This window comes from Anabaena sp. 4-3 (assembly GCF_001597745.1).
Classification (GTDB): domain Bacteria; phylum Cyanobacteriota; class Cyanobacteriia; order Cyanobacteriales; family Nostocaceae; genus Trichormus.
Map to the genome: position 1 here is coordinate 153,992 of NZ_LUHJ01000009.1, position 19,151 is coordinate 173,142.

The window sequence follows — 19,151 nt, forward strand, 5'->3', positions numbered from 1 at the left end:
AGGGGCGCGGAGGAAACGCAGAGGTACGCAGAGTTTTTTTGAGGGTTTTTAGCAATATTTTGGTCATTTATTGTTTGGTGGGGGTTTTACGGTTTTTCTTGATATTTTCTAGTTTTGGTTATTTCCTCGTCACTAAAAAATAATATGAAGAAGAAAAAATTAAAATCTAAACGCAAAAAACAGGTTTTTATCTCTATCGCTATCATTATTGCAGCGTTAGGTTTAACTTATGCACCTGTTCCTGGTTTACAGCAAACTGTTGTAATTGTTAGTGGTACGGAATTACAAGAACCTCTACAACAATTAGAAGCAAAATTTCAGCAGGAAAACCCGAATATTAAGTTAGACCTGAAATTTCAGGGTTCGCAGGAAATGGTGAATAATTATGTTGACCAAAAGAATGATTTTAAACCGTCGGTGTTAATTCCAGCTAATGGGGAAATTTTAACAGAGTTGCGCGATCGCCTACGCACTACTAACAACATTGACCCGTTTTATAATACCCCTAAACCTATAGCTAAAACTTTACTCGTCGCTATTGCCTGGCCGCAACGGGGTAAAGTTCTGTTCCCAGATGGACGTTTCCAATGGGATAAAGTTGAACAAGCTATGCAAGCAGGTAATTGGGGAAAGGTTGGTGGTGTGAATGACTGGGGTAGTTTTGATTTTGTCACGACAGACCCCACTCGGTCTAATAGTGGTCAGCTAACTCTCAATCTCTGGACACAAGCAAAATTAGGTGGTAATATCAACCTAAATAGTTTTAATAATTCCTCTGTACAGTCTTTGTTTGGGTTGGTGAAAAAGTCGGTCTATCAACCACCCCGGTCTACAGATATTCTTTTACAAGAGTTTATTAGCAGAGGTGTTAACGATGCGGATGTGGCTACAGTATATGAAAGTATAGCCCTCTATCGTTGGCAACAGTCTACAGCGAATCAAGGTAGACCTTACCAAATCTATTATTTAAATCCTACGAGTGAGTCGATAGCAACAGCCGCTATTCTCCGTCGGGATGTTGATAATAGTACAGCAAAGGCAGCAAGGAAATTTTTGGATTTCCTTACACAACCCGCACAACAAGCTGTCTTGGTTCAGTATGGTTTCCGTCCGGTGAATAATGCTGTAAACTTAAAAACAGTACCTAACAGTCCGTGGAATCAAAATATTCCTGGTGCTGAGGTTAAACCCACTGTCCAAACTATACCACCACCCAACACCCAGGCGATTCGAGAAATTCAGCGTTTATGGGAACGAGCGAATTAATTTAACTGATTTGCGATAATTGTTTGATAGGCTTGGATGGTTTGTTGAGCGATCGCATCCCAGCTAAAATTTGAAAGTGCATAGTTTTTCGCATTGCCACCCCGACGTTGACATTCTTGGGGATTTTGCAAAGCTTGTTGCAGCAAGTCTACCAATGATTCTACATCAGTTGTCCCTACCCAGCCTGACTGACTATCGCGTACCTGTTGCCAAATATGCACTTGGTCAGAAATAATTACAGGTTTTCCTGCTACCATTGCTTCAGCGACAGCAATACCAAAATTTTCATAATACGAAGGTAAGACAAATAAATCAGACGCTTGTAATAGACTAGCTTTTAATTCACCCCTGACAAAACCTGTAATAGTAGTGTGCTGTTTTAAAGGTGAATTAGCAATTTCATCTTTAATTTTTTGTTCAAAAGCTGGGTCTTGGGGATTTGCACCAGCTAAAATAAAATGAAACTTCATCCCTAATTGTAGCAGTTTTTCTAGTGCCGGAATCAACAAATTTAAACCTTTTTTGGGTTCAACCCGTGACATAAACAGCACCAAAGGAACATCTTCTGGTACACCCAACTTACTATTTAGCAACTGTTTCTGAGTGTCGGCTAAAATTGACGGTGGAATTACACCCAAAGGAATCACTAAATCTCGCGTCGCCACCCCAAACCTTTCCGAGATTTTCGCTTCTTGTTCACTGGTAAAATGAATTGCTGCTGCTTCAGCTAAATTACGTTTTTCAATAAGTTTTACATAAAGCTGTTTTAATTGCTTTTTCTTCCTTAAATCAGCCGGGTCAAGTGTCCCCAAAGGACGTAAAATATAAGGTAGTTTTTGTTGACGACATACAAACGCTGCCGCACTACTCACAGGAGAAAATAAAGCATGAATATGTGCTAAATCATATTCTTTCGCGTGAGTTTTTAACCAATTGAGTAAATCTAGAGAAAATTTATAACGGCGAAATGGCGCACAGCGAAAATAGATAATTTCATAACCATCTTGTGGAATAGGTACATTTAAAGGTACATCCAGAGGTTTTTGACCCGTATCACCATTACTATTAGTAGTTAGTAACGTAACTTTGACCCCTTCTTTAGCCAAAGCTGGGGCTAATCCTAGTACCATTTGACTAGGGCCGCCATAAACTAAAGAAACAGATGGAACAATTTGTAAAACTTTCATTTCTATTATTTACATATTAGTCTAATGACTAATGACTAATAACTAATGACTAATGACTAATGACTAATAACTAATGACTGATAAAACTCAAATTGTTGCTTGGCTAAAGCTTTATTCGTGTATTTATCCATCGCTTTTTGATAACCCAGTTCGCCTAATTTATTAGCCAAATCTGGTTTTTGCATCAGTTGTAATAAACAATCAGCCAAAGCTTCAGTCTTACCTTCAGGAAACACCAAACCAGCATCACCAATTACATAAGGTATTTCCCCAGAATCAGAACCAACTACAGGTATTTTACAAGCCATTGCTTCAATAATTACATGACCGAATTGTTCTTTCCAACCCACAGAAGTTAAAGTTTTAAATTGGTACGTCGTTTCTGATGGCAGTACCAAGGTACTCATTAAATTAATATAGTTAGCAACTTCGTCATGAGGGACACTTTCTACAAAAATCACCCTATCTTCAAGATGATTCTCTGCTACTATCTTAACTAATGCTTCTTTTAAAATTCCCCGTCCTAGTAGTAATAATTTCCAAGGCTGTTCTTTTAATTTAACCAAGGAATTTACTAGGGTTAATAAACCTTTTTCGGGAACAAACCGCCCGACAAACCCGACAACAAAATCATTTTGTTTAATGCCCAATTTAGCTGCTAATTCTGGTTGTGCTTTTGGTGTAAACAGATTTTCATCTACACCTAATTGTGGCATAACTTTAATTTCACCATTATAGCCCCGTTGTCGTAAAATTTCTGCTCCGTCTTGATTACCAGAGATAATACCGTGACTGTGATTCAGGTTATATTTTTCTAATAAAGCCACTGGTAATTTTAATTCATAAGCTAAATTCCACCAAGTAAAAAAGATATTTTTCGCCTTTAGTCCTAACAGCTGATTTAAGACAATCATTTGAGTATAAGCCAAACCCCTAGAACCTTGTTCTACTTGGATGACTTGGGGGCGGAATTCTCGCAATACAGATATTAAATCAGTGCCAAAGGTCAGTAAACCTTGATGGTTTTGACTAAAATTAGAAACTGGAACTATTTTAAATGCGCCTTCATCCCGGTATTGAGTTTCAATAATTTTATTTTGTACACCTCCAGGTTTCCAGACTTTCGGAACTACAACTGTTACTTCAATACCCGGTTCTAATTGCGATAAAGCCCGAAGTTTTTCACAATTGAGGTCTACAATATATGTATGACTGGCAACTAAGATTTTCATAAATGTGAAGTAATATTTAGTGTTCAGTAGTCATGAATTTTCATTCAAAACTAATGTCTGTTGATGGTTGATAGTTGATGGTTGATTGTTAATTGAACCCAAAAAGTATTCAAGTTCCTGAATGTATTTATGGACAATAAAACATGGGAAGCAAAATTCATTCAAGACGCAGGATTTATCTGTGGTTTATTCAATTTTGAATTTTGTAGGCTTGCCTTCCCGTAGGGTATTTTGAATTTTGAATTTGATCAAGACGACTATAAATTTGTCCATCATTCCAACTTGATTGAATGACAGTTCCTAAAGCTTTGAGGAAACCAAAGCTATAAAATATACCACGAACCAAAATTTTTATCGGTGAACCGCTTTTATGACATGGGGGACGACCTAAAACATGACAATCAAATAAGCGGGCGAATAGACGTAAAGCTTGGCTGACGGTGAGGTTTTTCAACCCCATGAGGAAGTGATTGTGATAGAAGGTGATTTGATATTTGAGCGATCGCATACTAATATCATGACAGCCTCCTGTTTCTTCCCCTAAATGTACTAAGTACGCCTCTGGGTCATACCAAATTTTATACCCTGTCTGACGCAACCTCAGACAAAAATCTGATTCTTCCCTTACCGCACTACCGCGAAATCTCTCATCAAACCGCAGTCCATATTTAGTGAAAATTTCCCGCCGGAAAGACATATTGCAACCCCTTGCAGTTAGCACTTGTTGGGGTTTGATGGTATGTACTAAATCAATGTGATACCAAGCAATACCAGGGTTCATAGCTTCTGGTGGGAGATATTCAATTTCCAACTCTCCCCCAGAATCACCTAATTTCATTCTGTCAAATACCCGTCCAGCCACCGCACCTATTTCTGGGTTGTTTGCGTAGTTTTTCAGATGGGCTGAGATATAATCAGGGGTTAATTTCACATCATCATCAATAAAAATTATGATTTCACCAGCAGCCCTTCTGATACCATAATTTCTTGCCCCCGGCAAACTTGCCCAATTTAAGCGAAACCATTTAATTTTCTCTGCTGCTGCTACTTCTTCTAGATAAGTTTGAACTTCTGGTTTATGTTGTGGTGATTGGTCTACCACCAACACCTCAAAATTCGGGTAATTTTGATTTAAGACATCTGCAATGCTATCTCGTAATGCTTCTTCTCTACCGTAGGTGGGGATAATTATAGTAACTAAAGGCTGAACATTCATATTTTTGCGAATAAATTAACTAAATACGCTATTAACATCTACTTTGACTTTTTCGGCAAATAGCTAACCATTTTTATTACATAGTTTTCTGATTTTGTAAATAAATATACGTAAATAATACTTTGTCTATTTGTGTCTGATTCTTAAAACTTCTTCAAACAATCTAGAGCTTAAATTACAACGAGAAAAATGGGAAAAGCCAAGTTGCATGCAACGTCTCTACATCTTGTTGACCAAAACTCTTTGAGAATATGTTTAAATTGGGGCAGTAATTCATACAGTATTACTACTGTGTTACTTGACAAAACTTTTTGCTTTTTGTTCAAGTTCTTCATTTTTCCTTTCTTCTTGATCCAGCACTGGTAATTTAAAGAGGATGCCAGCAGCAAACCAATAATAAACAGCTACCGGATCTACATCTAGGGGGTAATAATAAGTGTTGTAACTTATAAACAATATAAACACCCATAAAGCACCAGCGTAACTGCGGAAATTACGGTTTTTTATGGAACGATAGGTTTTAAAACCAGTAAATGTCAGGGTAGTAACCAAGCCAACAAAACCCAATAATCCCATAATGCCCACTTCATACATAACTTTGGGGTAGTAGGTTTCCACTAGCTTAGTTTTACCCAAACTGCGAGCCGAGTTAGTTGCTCTACCTAAACCACTGCCTATAGGAGAATCTACATTTTTCGTGTTCTCCTCAAACTGCTGGACGATAAAGGCGTGAGGTGGTGAAGCTTCCCAACGACTCATAAAACTCTCAGTCCTTTCTTGAACAACAGCAGGGTTACTCACCATTGCAATTCCCAAGATAGCGACGAGTCCTATACCAATGGGCAGAAAGCGTTTAAGGTTAGCAATTTGACCAGTGAGGATTAACAGCAGAACAAAGCAGGTTGGTACTAATGCTAAAGCAATTCTTTGTCCTGAAATCACGGCATTGACGAAAACTACAGCCATAGAACCCAGGCTGATAACCCGCCAAATAATCTTAGGATCTGAAAAACCACTAGCAAAAGTAAAAAATGTGCTAGAAATTAAGAACCATGCCCACTGCCAAGGAGCAACAAACGTTCCAGGTAGGCGAATCATCCCTTGGCTGGGACTAAAAACTAAGGAACCACCAAAGAAACACCGAGCATCTAGTGTGGCTTTAAATAAGTCTGCTCCTGATGCGTTTCTAGTACCTTCACAGATACCTGTCAATAAGAATAAGTATTGTACTATACCTAATATTCCACAGGTCAGGATTAAGCTAATTTGTAAGCGCGATATAAATAAAAAATCCTGTTTATTGCGAATTAAGTAGTAAACGCAACTAATCAGAGGTACGTAACCCAAAAATACTTTTAATCCTAGAATTCCCATACCTATAGGGATTTCCTTGGGAGCTTTTTCTAAAAGTCCTACAGGAGGGGGGTTTAGTTGCTGTCCACCATTGATAAACACCAAAGTTAGCATACACAACCCCAATAAGATAAATAATGGGGTTTTAATCGCTGCGGGAATGATGAAAGGTAATTTTTGCTGTCGGCACATTTGCCAATATGCAATCAAGGCAGGAACGTAAAAGGCATCTTTTGCTAATTGCAAAATGGGACTGTTGCCTATGTAATAAGTGATTGTGCCGCCAGCAGGTACGTAAATTATAAATCCAATCAAGGCTGTACGAGGATATTTGTAGGCCAGGGTGATGATAATGATTCCTAATACAGCCGGAACTGCGGCCTTGATTCCTGCTACAAGAAACAGCAAAATTCCGATAAACAGGCTGACACCGGAAGCTTTTGTCAGGAGGTTAATTAGTTCTTTACGCGCTTTGGTTGCTTGACGTTTTTGGGCTAATCTCTCTTTGAGACTGAGGGGAGGAGTTTCTGTTTTTAGCGGCTTTTTTGATTTTTTAGCACGGGATGATTTGCTTTTTGTCGCCATAGAAATTTTCTCACCTATCAGCCAAGCTCGTTTTCCGGGTTGGTAGTAAGCACGAAGCGTGCTGAGAAATATCAGGACTAAAGTCCTGACTACGAACTGGCTGACAGGAAGATAGTTAGATTAGCTGACTAGGTGTGCTTGGACTTGTGCTACTAATTCCTCTGTCCAGTAGGTAGCCAGTTCAGCATTAACGGCTTCTACCATAACTCTAATTACTGGCTCTGTGCCAGAGGCGCGGACTAAAATTCTACCACTATCACCCATTGCGGCTTCCGCAGAGGCGATCGCTTGTTGTATCGGTTCGCAATTTTGCCAACTCAAACGGCGATCGCGGTCTATAACTCGCACATTCCGCAACAATTGGGGATAGGTATCAAAACTTTCGTCTACCAATGCGGCTAGGGAAACACCAGCCTGTTTGACTAAACTGGCTAAATGTAAAGCAGTTAACAAACCATCCCCGGTAATTCCGTAGTGACGACAAAGGATATGACCAGACTGTTCACCACCTAACGCCCCTCCCGTCTTCAGCATTTCGGCTTGTACGTATTGGTCGCCTACAGCAGTACGAATTAATTTACCACCTTGTTGTTTCCATGCCCTTTCAAAGCCTAAATTCGCCATGACTGTCGATACAATCAAGTTATCTGGCAGTTGTTGCTGTTGTTTAAGGTGCTGTCCCCAGAGATAAAGAATATAATCACCATTAACTGATCTGCCAGTGTGGTCTACAGCTAAGACTCTATCAGCATCACCATCAAAAGCAAAACCTAAATCAGCATTGTGTTCTTGGACGGCAGCTTGTAGAGTTTCTAAGTGGGTAGAACCGCAATTTACGTTAATGCGATCGCCATCGGCTTGATTATGCAAACAGATAACTTCTGCGCCCATTTGTGTAAATACCGATGGTGCTAACCCAACAGCCGCCCCCCACGCCAAGTCTAAAACAATCTTCATACCTTGAAGATTAACTGATGCTTGCAAAGGTTGTTGCAACGCTGCGCCATAATTCCCGATTAATTCCCGACGAGAGTAATGCCGACCGCAATCACTTACACTGTCAATGAATTCTGTATTTCCACGTAATCCGGCTTCAATTTCCGCTTGTAAAGCCTGGGGTAACTTAGCACCATCCGCACCAAAAATTTTAATCCCATTATCTTCTGGTGGGTTATGACTAGCAGAAATCATCACCCCACCAATAGCTTCACTACTGCTAGTCAAATAAGCCACACAAGGAGTAGGACATAATCCCAAATACCAGACTTCGATGCCCGCAGATGTTAACCCCGCACTCAAAGCCATAGCTAACATATCGCTGGAGTTTCTCGAATCCTGTCCTAGAATTACAGGCCCGACTCGATTAGCGTGGGTACGTAGAACTACACCAGCCCAGAAACCCACTTGCAATGCTAGCGGCGCACTCAGTAATTCTCCGACTTTACCACGAATCCCATCAGTCCCAAATAGGGGCGTTTTGGGTAGGGATAGCAAATTTAACCCCTCATTCCTCTGTTGTCCTTTCCCCAGTTTCTCAGCTTCACAAGCAGTAACTACTCTAATATCAGCTTGATTCCGAGTTATCGATGAAACCATAAATTTAAACACCCCACACACTCACACTGAAAAATATTACTTTACAACTGATTCAACAAATCTGACTTCTCTAGAACCTAGTCAATCCCTTTTGTTTTGTCTTTATGATATTTATTTTTCTGAGCAGAACAAGTCTCTCAACTGTTAATTTTCAGTAATTTTGCTGAAAAATTATCAATTTTTTGGTAAATTCTTCCATCTAGAGACGTTATCTTTCAACAAACACAGGGGTACAGGGGAAGAAAAAACTCCCTTGCAAATGTAGAGACGTTGTATAAAACGTCTCTACATATTGCCTATAAATTCAGTCAATTGCTTATATCCCCCAGATAAATAACGGGAACACGCATCACGTCAGGTAATTGTTAACAAAACTATATGTTGTTTGCGCTTAAAAAATTTTAATATAAATTCTCATCAAATAGTTCTAATGTAACGTTTTAATGGCATTTTTTAGCCGTTCGTAACTCAAGACTCTGGCAGTTGACCCTTTAAATTTGAGAAGTTTAGTATGAGCAGCAATTTAGCAAGCAAACTGCGTATAGGTACAAAAAAAGCCCACACAATGGCAGAAAATGTGGGTTTTGTCAAGTGTTTTTTAAAAGGGGTTGTTGAGAAAAACTCTTACCGCAAGCTAGTGGCTAACTTTTACTACATCTACTCGGCGATGGAAGAGGAGATGGAAAAGCACAGCCAGCACCCGATTTTATCTAAAATCAATTTTCCCCAACTCAACCGTAAGCATACCTTAGAGCAAGACCTGAATTATTACTATGGTGCTAACTGGCGGGAACAAATCCAGTTATCGTCAGCCGGGGAAGCCTATGTACAACGCATACGCGAAATTTCCGCTACTGAACCAGAGTTATTAATTGCCCATTCTTACACCCGTTACTTGGGTGATTTATCTGGAGGTCAAATTCTCAAAAATATTGCTGTCACCGCCATGAATCTGGGTGAAGGACAGGGAACAGCTTTTTATGAATTTGACGAGATTTCCGACGAGAAGGCGTTTAAAGCTAAATATCGTCAAAGTTTGGATGAGTTACCGATTGATGATGCTACAGGCGATCGCATTGTCGAAGAAGCTAACGCCGCCTTTGGCATGAACATGAAGATGTTCCAAGAATTAGAAGGTAACTTAATCAAAGCCATCGGCACGATGTTGTACAACACCTTAACCCGCCGCCGCACACGCGGTAGCACCGAACTGGCAACTGCTGAGTAAATGTAAATTTTTGTAACCGAACTTTAAGCAAAATTAAGGGGCAGCTTCCCTGAGTTCATCTGTTTTCAACAGGCGATTTTAGGGAAGTTGCCCCTAGTCTTTGGGGGTGGGGAGTAGGGAGTAGGGGAGCAGGGGGAGCAGAGAAGAACTTCTATCTAGTCCCCAATCCCCAGTACCCAATCCCCAGTCCCCAGTCCCTTAGAACATACCCATGCCACCCATGCCGCCCATGCCGCCCATGCCGCCCATGCCGCCCATGCCGCCCATGCCAGCATCAGCAGGAACAGCAGGTTTCTTCTCTGGTTTTTCCACAACGATCGCTTCTGTGGTTAAAACCATACCAGCAATTGAAGCAGCATTTTGCAAAGCAGAACGGACAACTTTCGCCGGGTCGATAATACCAGCCGCAATTAAGTCTTGGAATTCGCCAGTCGCCGCATTGTAACCCATGTTAAATTCACTATCTCTAACTTGGGCAACAATCACAGAACCTTCTGCACCAGCATTGTTCGCAATTTGACGTAAAGGTGCTTCTAAAGCCCGTTTGATAATGTCAGCCCCGATTTTTTCTTCTGCGTCCAGGCTGTCCTTAATTTCGTCTACTTTCTTCGACAAGTGAATTAAGGTTGTACCACCACCAGGAACAATACCTTCTTCTACCGCCGCCTTAGTAGCGTTGAGTGCGTCTTCAATTCTCAATTTACGGTCTCTGAGTTCGGTTTCTGTGGCTGCACCGACTTTAATCACTGCTACACCGCCAGCTAGCTTGGCAATACGTTCTTGCAGTTTTTCCTTATCGTACTCAGAATCAGTCTCTTCCAACTGCTTGCGAATTTGACCAATGCGCTTTTGTACTTCTGGCTTGGCAGCACTACCAGCCACAATGGTGGTATTTTCTTTGTCAATGCTGATTTTACGGGCAGTTCCCAACATTTCCAAAGTAGCGGTATCCAAACTCAGACCGATTTCTTCAGAAATCATTTGTCCGTCGGTGAGGATGGCGATATCTTGCAACAAGGCTTTGCGGCGTTCACCAAAACCGGGGGCTTTAATTGCAGCTACAGCCAGCACACCCCGCGCTTTGTTGACTACTAAAGTTGCTAAGGCATCTCCTTCTACATCTTCAGCAATAATCAGCAGTGGTTGACCTAAACGCGCGATTTTTTCCAATACAGGAACTAATTCTTGAATGCTGCTGATTTTCTTGTCGGTGATCAGGATGCGGGCGTTTTCAAACTCTACCGTCATCCGTTCGTTATTGGTGACGAAGTAGGGGGAAATGTAACCTCTATCAATTTGCATCCCTTCCACGACTTCTAGTTCTGTGGTGAGGGATTTGGACTCCTCAACGGTAATTACACCGTCTTTGGTGACTTTTTCCATTGCTTCGGCAATCATATTGCCGACTTCTTCATCGTTACCAGCAGATACAGTAGCCACTTGAGCGATGCCTGCGGCGGGCGATGCCAACGCACTGCTTTCAACTGGCTTGGCTACTTTCGCAATTTCTGCTACTAATGCCTCAGTAGTTTTATCAATGCCACGTTTTAAACTGACTGGGTTGCTACCAGCCGCTACGTTTTTCAAACCCTCTTTTACCAAGGCTTGGACTAAAACAGTCGCGGTGGTTGTACCATCACCAGCTACATCTTTTGTTTTAGATGCTACTTCTTGGATGAGTCTAGCACCAGTATTTTCTAAAGGATCTTCTAATTCAATTTCTTTAGCGACAGTGATCCCATCATTGACAATTTGGGGGATACCAAATTTCTTTTCTAAAAGTACGTTGCGACCTTTTGGCCCCAAAGTGATTTTTACAGCATCAGCTAAGGCGTTGACACCCCGTTCTAGGGCGCGCCGTGCGTCTTCATCGAATGAAATAATCTTTGTCATGTTTCCTTTCTCTAGCAGTTCCATTAGACAATTTAGCACTCACAGGTTCAGAGTGCTAAGACCCAAGTTAACCAGATCACATCTGAAAATCACAAAAATTGATTAATATACACTTGATGCTCATGTAGGATACTGGCAGTAATGGTTAAATCGGGAGATGAATTTCTACGACTCCCTTAAATCTATTGGCATTGCTAACCCTAGCGGTTCCGGCTGGTTGGCAGTAGTAATTACGTTTGTTTTGGCTTGGGTGGTAACTTGGCGTTTAATTCCCACAATTCGTAAATTTGCGTTGCGGGTGGGTTGGGCTGACCAACCAAACGCCCGAAGACTCAACCAAGAACCATTGCCGAATGCTGGCGGTTTAGCTATTTATGCGGGAGTAATCGCCGCATTGGTACTAGCCAGCCTTTTGCGCCCAATTGAACTGCAAAATGTGTTGGCTCAGGTATTGACTATTTTACTGGGAGGTTCAATTCTCGTCTTGGTCGGCTTTATTGACGATCAGTTCGGATTACCCCCCTCTGTACGCTTATGGGCGCAAATTATCACGGCTTTGTTACTGTTTGCGAATAGGATTAGCGTTGATGTTGTTCTCGGTACGCCGATTGACTCGATTCTCTCGATGTTGCTGACTGTGCTGTGGATAGTCGGGATTACCAACGCTGTCAACTTGATGGATGGGATGGATGGTTTGGCGGGAGGAATTAGTTTTATCACTGCCATGAGTCTATTAGGGGTTGCTGCCCAGTTTCCCAATCGGGCTGCGGCTATCTTAGTGTTGGCAGCCTTGGGGGGTGCAGCTTTGGGCTTTTTGCGCCATAATTTCCACCCCTCAAGGATTATCATGGGTGATGCCGGAGCTTACTTTTTTGGTTATGTGCTGGCTGCAACCAGTATTTTAGGTAATCTGCAAGAGAATACCATCTATGCTCTAGGCCCCGCAGTTTTATTCCTGCTGTTGCCTGTGTTAGATACTACACAGGTGTTTATCCGCCGGCTGTTAGCAGGTAAAAACCCCCTCAGTACCCCTGGTAAAGACCACCTACACCACCGTCTCCTGGCTTGGGGATTTTCTCAACGCCGTGCGGCACTTACCTTATGGTCAATTACCTTAATTTGTAATTTGCTGGCGATGAGAGTCCAAGGTATGAGTGCGGCAGTAATTGTTACCACTACCAGTGGGATTATTATCCTGCTCGGTTTCACTGTGTGGCATAAACTCCGTACCCAGTAACTAGGAATTACATCACCATTCCGCCATCGACATTAAACACTTGTCCAGTAATGTAGGTAGCAGCCGGATCAGCAGCGAGGAAGCGCACCATCCCAGCAATTTCTTCTGGTTGTCCGTAGCGACCTAGAGGAATGTATTTGAGAATATCATCGGCTTGCAGATCCTTGGTCATGTCCGTGGCAATAAAGCCAGGGGCGACGGCGTTGACGGTGATTCCACGAGAAGCGAGTTCTTTGGCGACGGTTTTTGTAAAGCCAATTACGCCAGCTTTTGCAGCACTGTAGTTAGCTTGACCAGGATTACCCATTTGTCCGGCTACGGAGGTAATGTTGACAATCCTTCCTGAACGCTGTTTGAGCATGATTTTACTGACGGCGCGGGTACATAAAAATACACCCGTGAGATTGAGGTCAATCACTGCTTGCCAATCTTCGGGCTTCATCCGTAAAAGTAGGGTGTCGCGGGTGATACCTGCATTGTTGACTAAAATATCAACGCGTTTGAATTTGTCTATGACGGCGTTGATCATGGTGTCTACTTGCTCGGCTTGGGAAACGTCAGCTTGTAGGGCGATCGCTTCTCCACCAGCTTGAGTGATTTCTGCTACTACCTTGTCAGCCGCACCACTAGAACTAGCATAATTGACGACTACAGTCGCGCCGTAGGTAGCTAATTCTAGTGCGATCGCTCGTCCAATTCCTCGTGAAGCACCTGTGATAATTGCAACTTGTCCCTTTAAATTTTCACTGATAATTGCCATAAACTATTCCTCAATATTGCAAATTCCCGCGCTAATTATCTTATGGTGATTTGTACCTACAACTTACCAAGAGTTGAAAATTTAAAATTGAAAATTGATCAGATCCCCGACTTATCAAAGAAATCGGGGATCTACAGCATGATGATTTGATATTGAATTATGTTGAGCCACTACACAGCATAAACATATCTTCCCTATTCCCTATTCCTCACTCCCATGTATATATACCTGAAGAATCAGAGGATAAATTTAGCAACAATAAAAACAAAATAATGTTACACCGTTTTCAGAAACCACACATTAATATTGAATTCAATGAATAAAAAATTGGTGTGTGTCACATGACTACTAAAAAGCAATTCAACAGCTTTGAAGAAATGCTGTCTGGTTCTGATTTACCTGTTTTAGTAGATTTTTACGCTGATTGGTGTGGCCCTTGTCAGATGATGGCGAAAATTTTAGAGCAAGTAAATGCTCAACTCAATAACCGCATCCGCATTGTCAAAATTGACACGGAAAAATACACAGAATTAGCCAGCCAGTACGAAATTTATGCTCTACCAACACTGGTTTTATTCAAACAAGGTCAACCAGTGGATCGGATTGAAGGTGTGTTGCAAACACCTGATTTAGTTAACCGGTTGCAAAGTTTTCTGTAATTAATATTAAGTTAGAGATGCAAAAATTAGCATCTCTACACATTTTTTTATGAATTTATTGCGGTTCTCAAATCAGTGAGAAGAAAAATAATTGAACGCAGATAAACGCAGATAAACGCAGATGAATTTGGATTCTATCCGGTTGCAATCCGCAGCTATTTATACTTGACGCTTACAAAGACATATGTTATTTTTAAACGCATAACTGCTTACTAATTCATCTATTACAGGGTGTTGAGAAATGTTAGGTTTTCTGTTTGGAGGACTTGTTAAAAAATTTGAGAGTGCAGCAAAGGAGATTGTTTCAGACTGTCGTGATAACATAAATGGCTTGTTTGATGACAAGCTTTATCCTTTAGCCGACAAACTCGATTATATAATTAAAGAACGCATTCATCAGGCAATAGAAGATACTGAGAAATTAGAAAATAAAACTAAAGTTGATATTTATGAAATCTTAAATACAGCAGATGCCAAAATTAAACATTACCTAGAAACAATAGATAATATTAGAGCAAAAGCTATCAGTGAAACTATTAACCAAACAAACTTTTATCTAGAGAACAGAATTAATCAAATGGCGTTAGCTGTAATGGAAGCTATTAATAATACCCACGACAGTCTTGATAAAAGTTTAGATAGAATTGAGAAATTAGAGAGTAACTTGTTTAGAGATGCGAATCAAATAGTAGATAAACTATGTGAGTGTCTTGATCGTAACGCTGCTGTTTTACAAAATGAGTTGAGAAAATATTTAGTTCACGCCTTACCATCTCCTTTAGATAAATGTAAACAAAAGCTCAAGATATCATGGAAACCCGGCGGGATGTTTTCTGATATTGAGCTTTATGAATTAAACGAGTGTTACGAACTAAGTAAGTTAAATGAGAACACCCCTGTTGATGAAGTTTTAAAAATCTATGGACAACTACAACATAATGCCACAATCATGGCTGCTTTAGTGAGCAAATCTCCAGAGTTAAAACATCGAGCTATTCAAGATTGGATTAAATATGGTTTACTTTGTGAATTTTGGCGGAGCATCATCAAGACTTATGATGCTCAAGATAGCTTGATGTTAGAGACTAATTCTTCACCAAAACTATTGCAAGATAATCCAGAAGTTTAATTATTTAATGTCTTTATGTTTAAAGCGGATAAGAATCAATCTAAAACACCTCTAGGCTATTACGAGCGAGCCATAGAAGAACTTAGGCGCAGCCGTGAAGAATTGCAGGAGATGAAAGCAATTTACTTACAAAAAATTGATTTTGTTCCTCAGCCTTTGCAATCAGAAATTCAAGAATTGAAAACAGAGCTTAAGCATATTTATGAAAGACTAGAAGATGTTGAGAAAAAAGCAGCAGAAACTCAAATGAGTTTAGCTGATATGGAAGAAGCAGCACTAACTGCTCAACAAGAATTACAAACTATAAAAGAGAATATGATTAATGAAAGAAAATTCAATGAGCAAATTATTGAAGAACTAGCACAAATAAAAGAGCAAGTATCTCATATTGTTTCTCAAACACAGCCGATAGATTCTCAAACACAAATTTTACAATCTTTATCAAATCTACAGTTGCAATTATCTGAATTAACAGCAGAGTTAACCCTTGTTTCTCATACATCTGGGGTAGATTATAGACAGTTGCAACAACTTTTAGCAGAAAATCGATGGCAGGAAGCTGACAAAGAAACTTATTTAAATCTCCTCAAAATTTGTAATCGTCAAGAAGAAGGTTGGTTAGATGATGATCAAATTAAAAAATTGCCTCGTCATGACATCGTGATGATTAATAATCTCTGGGTTAAATATAGTCAAGGAAGATTTGGTTTTAGTATTCAAAAAACTCTTTGGGAAGCCAGAAAAGAGTATAAGCACTTTGCTTATAGGGTGGGATGGCTAGCAAGTCTAGCTAATAGTGAATGGGTAAAATATGATGACTATACTTTCAATTTAGATGCTAATAAGGGACACTTACCGTCTACATCGCGTTTAGTAGGTTTAGGTTGTAGAAATGTTGGTGAAGTTGCACACAGACTCAAGGTTTTTTTGTCACGTTATTAATCGAAAAATCTAGGATTAGATGTAGGTTGGGTTAAGCGTAGCGCAACCCAACTATGATATTAGTGTTGGGTTTCCTACAGAAATGTGAGTGAGAACCCACACCGAATAAACCGACTAAATATTTTTTTTGTCACGCTACTAATGTGTTTTGACGCTACAACCAAGCTTAAGAACGTCGGGCATTTAAACAACACCATTCTTTCCGCTTCCACATGGTAGCGACAACCCAGCCATGTTTTTCTAAAGCATCAGCTACAGATTTTGATTGTTCAACTAAAATACCGCTAAAAATTCCCCAGGTACTCGGTTTAGAAATTTCGCTGAGTTCTGGGACTAATTGAATAATTACATCAGCTAAAATATTGCAGACAATTCCATCTACTGGCTTGTCAATTAATTTCTTGACAATATCTACACTCCCTTCTGCTGGTACTAGGCGTTCTGGATTAACATCATTGAGTGCGCGATTACTAAAGGTAGATTGTACCGCTAAGGGATCAGTATCTACTGCATAAACTTTCTCCGCACCTAATAGCACTGCCCCGATAGAAAGGATACCAGAACCACAACCAATATCCGCAATTATTACAGGTTCTTTTTGAGCAGCTTTCCCCATAAAAGATTGTGGTACTTCACTCAGACGCATCTCTAGGGATTCTAGACATAACTGGGTTGTGGCGTGGTTGCCTGTGCCGAATGCTACACCTGGATCGAGGCGAATTACTAACCTGTCTAAGTTTTCTGGTAAGGGTAGCCAAGCCGGGTTAATCAGGATGCGATCGCCTATTTCTTGGGGATGCCAGTATTGTTTCCAACTACTTGCCCAGTCTTCTTCGTCTATGATCTGCCAATTGAGCGTAGGAATAGATAATCCTAAACATAAAGCATCTTGTTGTAACAATAACCCCAGTGCGGCTAAATCTAGTTGCTGTGCTTGAAATGCAGGTAAGTAACCTTTAACCAGACAAGAAACTCCTTGACTTTCACTAGCTGTACCCCGACAGCCAAAATCTTCCAGTCGCCAAGAAACCGAGTCCTCTAACGCTGGTTCACATAAAACCTGTAATTCCCACCAAGTGTTTGCCATTTTTTTGTGCTGAGTGCTGGGTGCTGAATAAAGACGCGATTTATCGCGTCTGGACAAGAGTAATGAGTGCTGAGTAGAAAGTCAGCACTTACTACTCAGCACCCAAAACTTTATAAAGTTACTGTATACGCATCACGGATTTCTGGCTGTTTGGTAATCTCAGCCAAGACACCATCCGGTAAGGGATCATCAATGCTGAGAGCCATAACCGCATCACCACGCACGATTTTGCGGCCTACCTGCATACTGGCAATATTGACATTATAGCTACCTAGAAGAGAACCCAGTTTACCAATAATTCCCGGTACATCGCGGTGCAGGGTAAACAGCATATACTTGCTGGGTGGGACGTTAATCGGGAACCCATCAACATCGGTGAGGTGAATTTCTTTATCACCTAACAATGCACCAGTGACAGAATGAGTGCCTAAAGTACCTGTAGCTTCTAGACGCAATGAGCCAGCGTAGTCACGAAGTGATGCGTCACGGGTTTCGATGACTCTAATTCCCCGTTCTTTAGCTTCGATGTTGGCGTTAACGTAATTTACCCGTTCTCGTAAGGCTTGATATAACAAACCTTTGAGTGCTGCTACAACTAAAGGCTGACTTTTGTTGGTGGCGAGTTCACCTTGTAGGCGGACATTGAGCAATTCTACCCGACCACCTGCCAGCTGTCCGACCAAGTTACCCAAGGTTTCTGCTAGCTGCATATAAGGTTTGAGTTCTTCCAAGACAGAGGGGCCGAGTCCGGGAATGTTCACGGCGGAACGGGCGGGTAAACCCAAAAGCACATCGCGAATTTGTTCAGCTACGTCGATAGCTACATTAACTTGTGCTTCTGTAGTGGACGCGCCTAAGTGGGGGGTGAGGATGATATCCTTACCGAGCGATCGCAATTCTGATTCACCCAATGGTTCAGACTCGAACACATCCAAAGCTGCACCCGCAATTTTCCCTTCTTTAATCGCTGCGGCTAACGCTGCTTCATCAATAATCCCACCACGAGCGCAATTAATAATCCTGACTGTGGGCTTCATTTTTGCCAGGGTTTGAGCATTGATCAGGTGAGTTGTCTCTGGAGTTTTGGGAATATGCAGGGTGATATAGTCAGCTTGCTGAATCAACAAGTCAAAATTCACCAATTGACAACCAATTTGTTCGGCTCGTTCTGCGGAAATAAAGGGATCATAAGCTAATAACTTCATCCCCATAGCTTTGGCAACTGCGGCGACATGAGAGCCGATTTTACCCAAGCCCACAATACCGATAGTCTTTTTATATACTTCCGCACCAACAAAGGTTTTACGATCCCACACACCGCTTTTTACAGAAGCATTGGCATCGGGAATGTGGCGCGACAAAGACAACATCATCGCCAAGGCGTGTTCAGCTGCGGCGATGGTGTTACCTTCCGGGGAATTAACTACAACAATACCTTTACGGGTAGCAGCCGGCACATCCACATTATCAACACCCACGCCAGCCCGACCGATAATTTTTAGCTGAGTTCCAGCTTCAATAATTTCCTGAGTGACGCGTGTTCCAGAGCGAATCATCAACGCGTCATACTCGCCAATAATTTCTATTAGTTCTGCTGGTTTAAGACCTATTTTGACATCAACAGTAGCAACCTGGGAAAGAATGTCAATACCAGCCTGGTCAATAGGATCGGAGACAAGAACCTTAGACATGATTAGATCATTTATAAGTTAAGAGTTTTGCTGCACAAGACTTTTTAGTTTAGTCCTTATTCGTGGCCATTCAGCAAAAAATATTGGTTT

At 41.1% G+C, this 19,151-nt stretch carries 15 protein-coding genes; 6 read left to right on the forward strand and 9 right to left on the reverse strand.

Features of this window, described 5'->3' with window-relative positions; genetic code table 11:
- Positions 1–144 precede the first annotated feature (144 nt).
- The gene (locus A3775_RS01155; protein WP_066423495.1) at positions 145–1,266 is read left to right on the forward strand and encodes a substrate-binding domain-containing protein; all 1,122 of its coding nucleotides are present in this window, start codon (positions 145–147) and stop codon (positions 1,264–1,266) included.
- Here A3775_RS01155 and hpsP read toward each other — a convergent pair.
- From hpsP to glmM, 5 genes are all read right to left on the reverse strand, one after another.
- Positions 1,263–2,453: a hormogonium polysaccharide biosynthesis glycosyltransferase HpsP gene (hpsP, locus tag A3775_RS01160; RefSeq protein ID WP_066423496.1), complete on the reverse strand. Its 1,191-nt coding sequence runs from the start codon at positions 2,451–2,453 to the stop codon at positions 1,263–1,265. The two genes, A3775_RS01155 and hpsP, sit on opposite strands and share 4 nt — an antisense overlap.
- Positions 2,454–2,509: 56 nt before the next feature.
- Positions 2,510–3,685, reverse strand: coding sequence for a hormogonium polysaccharide biosynthesis glycosyltransferase HpsO (hpsO, locus tag A3775_RS01165; protein ID WP_066379230.1), 1,176 nt, complete (start codon positions 3,683–3,685; stop codon positions 2,510–2,512).
- 190 nt (positions 3,686–3,875) lie between these two features.
- The gene (gene hpsN, locus A3775_RS01170; protein WP_066423500.1) at positions 3,876–4,901 is read right to left on the reverse strand and encodes a hormogonium polysaccharide biosynthesis glycosyltransferase HpsN; all 1,026 of its coding nucleotides are present in this window, start codon (positions 4,899–4,901) and stop codon (positions 3,876–3,878) included.
- Between the two features lie 294 nt (positions 4,902–5,195).
- Positions 5,196–6,839 (reverse strand): hormogonium polysaccharide biosynthesis protein HpsL, encoded by a 1,644-nt coding sequence (gene hpsL, locus A3775_RS01175; RefSeq protein ID WP_066379225.1) that lies wholly within the window; start codon positions 6,837–6,839, stop codon positions 5,196–5,198.
- 120 nt (positions 6,840–6,959) lie between these two features.
- Positions 6,960–8,435 carry a phosphoglucosamine mutase gene (glmM, locus tag A3775_RS01180; RefSeq protein ID WP_066423502.1) on the reverse strand — a complete coding sequence of 492 codons (1,476 nt, stop codon included), beginning with the start codon at positions 8,433–8,435 and terminating at the stop codon, positions 6,960–6,962.
- A 511-nt stretch (positions 8,436–8,946) separates the two neighbouring features.
- Between glmM and A3775_RS01185 the strand changes: the two genes are divergently transcribed.
- A complete protein-coding gene (locus A3775_RS01185) occupies positions 8,947–9,663 on the forward strand; it encodes a heme oxygenase (biliverdin-producing) (RefSeq protein ID WP_066379219.1) in 717 nt (238 codons plus the stop codon).
- 198 nt (positions 9,664–9,861) lie between these two features.
- Here A3775_RS01185 and groL read toward each other — a convergent pair whose 3' ends face one another.
- The gene (gene groL / locus A3775_RS01190; protein ID WP_066379606.1) at positions 9,862–11,556 is read right to left on the reverse strand and encodes a chaperonin GroEL; all 1,695 of its coding nucleotides are present in this window, start codon (positions 11,554–11,556) and stop codon (positions 9,862–9,864) included.
- Positions 11,557–11,713: 157 nt separating this feature from the next.
- Here groL and A3775_RS01195 point away from each other — a divergent pair, with 157 nt between their 5' ends.
- Positions 11,714–12,793, forward strand: a complete 1,080-nt coding sequence (locus A3775_RS01195; protein WP_066379216.1) for an MraY family glycosyltransferase — start codon at positions 11,714–11,716, stop codon at positions 12,791–12,793.
- A 7-nt stretch (positions 12,794–12,800) separates the two neighbouring features.
- On the opposite strand, the gene fabG is transcribed toward A3775_RS01195, so the two are convergent.
- Complete coding sequence (fabG, locus tag A3775_RS01200) at positions 12,801–13,553, reverse strand: 3-oxoacyl-[acyl-carrier-protein] reductase (protein ID WP_066423504.1); 753 nt, start codon at positions 13,551–13,553, stop codon at positions 12,801–12,803.
- A 341-nt stretch (positions 13,554–13,894) separates the two neighbouring features.
- Between fabG and trxA the strand changes: the two genes are divergently transcribed.
- The 3 genes from trxA (at position 13,895) to A3775_RS01215 (ending at position 16,283) form a co-directional block, all read left to right on the forward strand.
- Positions 13,895–14,212: a thioredoxin gene (trxA, locus tag A3775_RS01205; protein WP_066379212.1), complete on the forward strand. Its 318-nt coding sequence runs from the start codon at positions 13,895–13,897 to the stop codon at positions 14,210–14,212.
- 241 nt (positions 14,213–14,453) lie between these two features.
- The gene (locus A3775_RS01210; protein ID WP_066379210.1) at positions 14,454–15,341 is read left to right on the forward strand and encodes a hypothetical protein; all 888 of its coding nucleotides are present in this window, start codon (positions 14,454–14,456) and stop codon (positions 15,339–15,341) included.
- Positions 15,342–15,356: 15 nt separating this feature from the next.
- Positions 15,357–16,283 (forward strand): GUN4 domain-containing protein, encoded by a 927-nt coding sequence (locus tag A3775_RS01215; protein WP_066379206.1) that lies wholly within the window; start codon positions 15,357–15,359, stop codon positions 16,281–16,283.
- A gap of 166 nt (positions 16,284–16,449) precedes the next feature.
- On the opposite strand, the gene prmA is transcribed toward A3775_RS01215, so the two are convergent.
- Together prmA and serA are read right to left on the reverse strand one after the other, a co-directional pair.
- Positions 16,450–17,370 (reverse strand): 50S ribosomal protein L11 methyltransferase, encoded by a 921-nt coding sequence (gene prmA, locus A3775_RS01220; protein WP_066423506.1) that lies wholly within the window; start codon positions 17,368–17,370, stop codon positions 16,450–16,452.
- Positions 17,371–17,480: 110 nt separating this feature from the next.
- Positions 17,481–19,061, reverse strand: coding sequence for a phosphoglycerate dehydrogenase (gene serA / locus A3775_RS01225; RefSeq protein WP_066379203.1), 1,581 nt, complete (start codon positions 19,059–19,061; stop codon positions 17,481–17,483).
- Positions 19,062–19,151 lie beyond the last annotated feature (90 nt).